Here is a 4434-nt window from a genome sequence, read left to right on the forward strand (position 1 = left end):
AAGGAACAGGCGGCCGGCCTGTACGCGCGGCACCTGGCCGAGCGGGGCTTCGTCACGCTGACCTTCGACGCGGCCTACCAGGGTGAGAGCGCGGGCGAGCCGCGCGGTCTGGAGGACCCGGCGCAGCGCGTCGAGGACATCAGGGCCGCGGTCTCCTTCCTCGCCGTGCGGGACGGCGTCGATCCGGCGCGGATCGGCGCGCTCGGCATCTGCGCCTCCGGCGGCTACGTGCTGTCGTCCGCGGCGTCCGACCACCGCATCAGGGCGGTCGGTACCGTCTCGGCCGTCGACATCGCCCGCCAGTTCCGCAACGGCGCGGACGGCACGCAGGACCCGGCGGTCTTCCAGGGCATGCTCGACGCGGCAGCCGCCGCGCGGACGGCGGAGGCCCGCGGCGAGGGTGTGGGGAGCTTCCCGCTCTTCCCCGTTAGCGAGGAGGAGGCGCGCCTCGGCGGCGCGCACGTCTTCGACGGCTACGAGTACTACTGCACGCCGCGGGCCATGCACCCGCGGTCGGCCAGGACGCTCACCTGGTCCAGCGTGGACCGCATCGCGTCCTTCGACGCCTTCGGCCAGGTCGGGCTGATCGACCGCCCGCTGCTGATGGTCACCGGCCGGGAGGCGATCACCGCCTGGATGAGCGTGGCCGCTTTCCAGGCGGCCCGCGGCCCGAAGGAGATGGTCTGGGTCGAGGGTGCGTCGCACGTCGACCTCTACGACAAGGAGCCGTACGTCGGCGAGGCCGTCGAGCGGCTGGACGGGTTCTTCCGGGACGGCCTGGCCGCGGCCTGAGTAACCGGACGTTGACTTACCTCGCCCGGCGAGTCACTATGTAACTATCCAGTTAGATACATAGGAGGTCCCAGTCATGACGACGACACTCGTCACCGGAGCGAACAAGGGGATCGGCTTCGAGACCGCCCGGCAGCTGCTGGCCGCCGGGCACACGGTCTACGTCGGCGCGCGGGACGCCGAGCGGGGGCGGCGCGCCGCCGACGAGCTCGGCGCCCGCGCCGTCCTGATCGACGTGTCCGACGACGACTCGGTCGCTGCGGCCGCCAAGGCGATCGAGGCCGACGGCGGTCTCGACGTCCTGGTCAACAACGCGGGCATCGAGCCGCGGACCGCCGGCGGCGGCTTCGTGGACGTCGCGGGAGTCACCGCGGGCGACGTGCGGTCCGTGTTCGAGACCAACGTCTTCGGCCACGTCCGCACCCTGCACGCGTTCCTGCCGCTGCTGCGGCGGTCGGCCGCGCCGGTGGTGGTCAACGTCAGCAGCGGCCTGGCGCTGACCCGCGAGCTGGCGAGCTCCGACTCCCCCACCCACTTCTACCCGGACGTCGCGTACCCCTCCTCGAAGGCGGCGGTGAACATGCTCACCGTCCAGTACGCCAAGGCGTTCCCCGAGGTGCGGATCAACGCGGTCGATCCCGGCTTCACCGCCACCGACCTGAACCACCACGCCGGCACCCAGACGGTGGCGGAGGGCGCCGAAGTCCTGGTGCGGATGGCGCAGATCGGCCCCGACGGACCCACGGGCGGCTTCTTCGACGCCCGCGGCCCCGTCGCCTGGTGACGTCTCACTAGGGTGGTGACCATGTCCGAATCCACGGCGGAGCGCCGTCCGCGCCCGCGCAACGCGCAGGCCACCAAGGCCCTGCTGCTGCGCGCGGCCACCGCGGAGTTCGCTGAGCACGGCATGGCCGGCGCGCGCATCGACCGCATCGCCGAGCGCGCCGGCGCCAACAAGCGCCTGCTGTACGTGTACTTCGGCGACAAGAGCGCGCTGTTCGACGCGGTGGTGCGGGACCAGATCACCGCGGTGATGGAGGCCGTGCCGCTGCCCGGCGGCGACCTGTGCGCGTTCGCGGCGGCCCGCTACGACTACGTCCTGGCGAACCCGGAGGCGGGCAGGATCGCCGCCTGGCGGACGTTCGAGCAGGCCGGGCCGACCGCCGAGGAGCTGGAGAGCTTCCAGGAGCGGGTCGACGCGGTCGCGCGCGCCCAGCGGGAGGGCCGGCTGCGGGACGACATTCCCGCCGCCGACCTGTTCGCGATCGTCCTGCGCGTCACGGAGAGCTGGCTCAGCGCCCCGCCCGCCCTCAGGGAGGTGAGCGGGGACGGTCCCTCCGCCTCCGCCGAGGCCGCCGCGGAGCGCCTGCGTGAGCACCGCGCGGCGATGCTGGCGGCGGTGCGCAGCCTGGCCGAGCCCAGGAGTTGACCGGCTGGGGCTGTCGTCTCGAGCTCGGCGACGCCGCGGAGCTCCCCACGACAGCCCCTGGCTACGCTTCGGCGGGTGAGCACCCACGAGACCGCGCGGCCCTTCGACGCCGCGCGTGCGGCGTTCGACGCCGCCATCGCCACCCAGGACATCCCGCAACTGGAGTCCGCGTACGACCGGTTGGTGGCCCTGCCCAAGGCCACGCTCGACGCCCACTCCCCCGCGCTGGGCCCGCATCTGGCGGCCCGGCTGGACCGGATGCCCGGCTGGTACGCCGCTTTCTATGCCGTCCTCGTCGGCGCGCTGGTGGAGTGGCGGGCGGATGCCCTCGCCTGTGCGCCCGCCGTCCTGCGGGGCACGCACCGGGCCTTCGGCAACGCCGTCGCGTTCGCGGAGATGTGGCGCGGCGGCTTCGGTCCGGACGCCGATCTTCCCGACCCGGAGGAGACGCCGGGTGAGGAGTTGCTGGCACGGCTCGAAGCGACGCTCGGCGACCGGTGGGTGACGCCGTTGTTCGAGGGCTGGCTGACCGTCCACCGCTGGGAGAAGGCGTCGGTCGCCGTGCTCGCCGACGTGCGGGTCCGGCGGGCGCTGGGGTCGCCGGACGGACTGGACGGTGTCGGGGCGGGCCTCGACGAACTGGTGCGCCTGGCCGACCGGCTGGAGCCGGACTTCGGCGATCTGCGGTGCATCCGGCGGGCGCTGCTGCTGTGGGAGGACGAGCCGCTGCTGGTCCTGGACCGCGCGTCCGGCACGGCGTTCCGGTTGCGCGTCAGCGGAGTGTCGGGCATCTATCAGTTGCAGACCCTGCTGGCGGGTGTGCTGATCGGCGGCGGGCACCTGCCCGGCGACCCGCCGAGCGCCGAGGCTGTCGCGATCAGCCTCGACGCACCGATCCCGCTGGGCCGCCCGGACGACCTGCCGACCGCCGTGGAGTGCTTCAACTTCGCGGAGCCCTCCGGCCGTTGGATAACCGGCGACCTGTCACCCGACCGCATTCCGGTGGTCGGCGGCGTGCGGCGGCTGGTGCTCGACCCGCCGGTTCGGCGCCATCACTACCGGGCGGTCCGGTTCCTGCCGCGCGTTTCCGCACGGGTCGACCTGGAGGCGGTGCTGTCACCGCGGGACGCGGCGCCGTACTTCGCCGGCGTGGGGCCGCTGATGACGCGCGAGGAGGACCTCCGGGCCGCTGCCCGCGGACGGTGAGTCCGTGGTGCCCTCTCCCGGCCGGTCCCGGGGCGTCCCCGCCGCCATCCCCGGCGGTCTCACGCCTCCGTGATCCGCCCCAGCGGCGCGTCCTCGGCGGCGAGGGCCGTGCGCGCCGCGGCCCAGGAGGGGTCGCCTGGCCGCAGGACCTGCCGCAGGTAGGCGCAGGTGAGGCGCTGGACCAGGGCGACGCGCGCCGGGTTCTCGTCCGTCGTCTCCGCGTCGTGGTACCCGGCGACGCCGCCCAGCGAGTGCTCCGCGCCGAACAGCGTGAGCAGGGCCTTGGGCCCCGGGCTCAGCCGGTAGGGGTCGGTGAACCAGTCGGGGCCGCGGACCGACAGCGGGGAGTCGTCGCGGTCGCCCGCGACGACCAGCGTGGGCGTGGCCATCGCCGCGAAACTCGGGCTCATGAAGGGGAAGTTCTCGGCGGCGAACGGCGACAGGTCGGCTCCGCCCAGGCCGGTGGTGGCCAGCAGCAGGCCGGCGCTGACGCGCGGGTCGGACAGGTCCTCGCCCGGCTCGCCGTCGGCCCCCAGGACGCGGGCGCCGAGCAGCATGCTCGCGCTCTGGCCGCCCCACGAGTGCCCGGCCGCGGCGATGCGGCCGCGGTCCAGTCGCCCGGCGAGCCCGGGCACGGCGGCCTCCAGGTCGTCCAGCCGGTCGATCGTGCGCGTCAGGTCCTCCACGCGGATACGCCAGATCAGCGGGGTGCGCGGGTCGTCGGGCGCGAGCCCGAGCGTCCGGGAGTCGAGATGGGTGGGCTGGAGGACGGCGAACCCGTGCGCCGCCCAGTAGTCGGCGAGCGGCCCGTAGCCGTCGAGGGACGAGCCGAAGCCGTGCGAGAACACGATGATCGGCAGGTCCCCGCCGGTGGCCGGTGCGGTGACCCGGACCTGGAGGTCCTCACCGCGGCCCGGGGCCGGCAGCACGACGGGCTTCACCGAGACGACGGGCACGGCGGCGTCCGGGGCCGGGCCCGGGACCGGGACCGGGACCGGGACCGGGAC

Annotated in this window: 5 protein-coding genes; 4 read left to right on the forward strand and 1 reads right to left on the reverse strand. The window is 74.3% G+C overall.

Annotated elements, in window-relative coordinates:
* The 4 genes from BMW99_RS38860 to BMW99_RS38875 all read left to right on the forward strand — a co-directional run.
* Window positions 1–792 (forward strand): alpha/beta hydrolase (locus tag BMW99_RS38860; RefSeq protein WP_075018419.1); only part of this gene is annotated, 792 nt, incomplete at its 5' end.
* Window positions 793–868: 76 nt separating this feature from the next.
* A complete protein-coding gene (locus BMW99_RS38865) occupies window positions 869–1576 on the forward strand; it encodes an SDR family NAD(P)-dependent oxidoreductase (protein WP_075018420.1) in 708 nt (235 codons plus the stop codon).
* 21 nt (window positions 1577–1597) lie between these two features.
* Window positions 1598–2221, forward strand: a complete 624-nt coding sequence (locus BMW99_RS38870; protein ID WP_075018421.1) for a TetR/AcrR family transcriptional regulator — start codon at window positions 1598–1600, stop codon at window positions 2219–2221.
* Window positions 2222–2296: 75 nt separating this feature from the next.
* Window positions 2297–3427, forward strand: a complete 1131-nt coding sequence (locus BMW99_RS38875; RefSeq protein WP_075018422.1) for a hypothetical protein — start codon at window positions 2297–2299, stop codon at window positions 3425–3427.
* Between the two features lie 59 nt (window positions 3428–3486).
* Here BMW99_RS38875 and BMW99_RS38880 read toward each other — a convergent pair whose 3' ends face one another.
* Window positions 3487–4383, reverse strand: coding sequence for an alpha/beta hydrolase family protein (locus tag BMW99_RS38880; RefSeq protein ID WP_069467122.1), 897 nt, complete (start codon window positions 4381–4383; stop codon window positions 3487–3489).
* Window positions 4384–4434: the final 51 nt, after the last annotated feature.

This window comes from Actinacidiphila rubida (assembly GCF_900110255.1).
Classification (GTDB): Bacteria; Actinomycetota; Actinomycetes; order Streptomycetales; family Streptomycetaceae; genus Actinacidiphila; species Actinacidiphila rubida.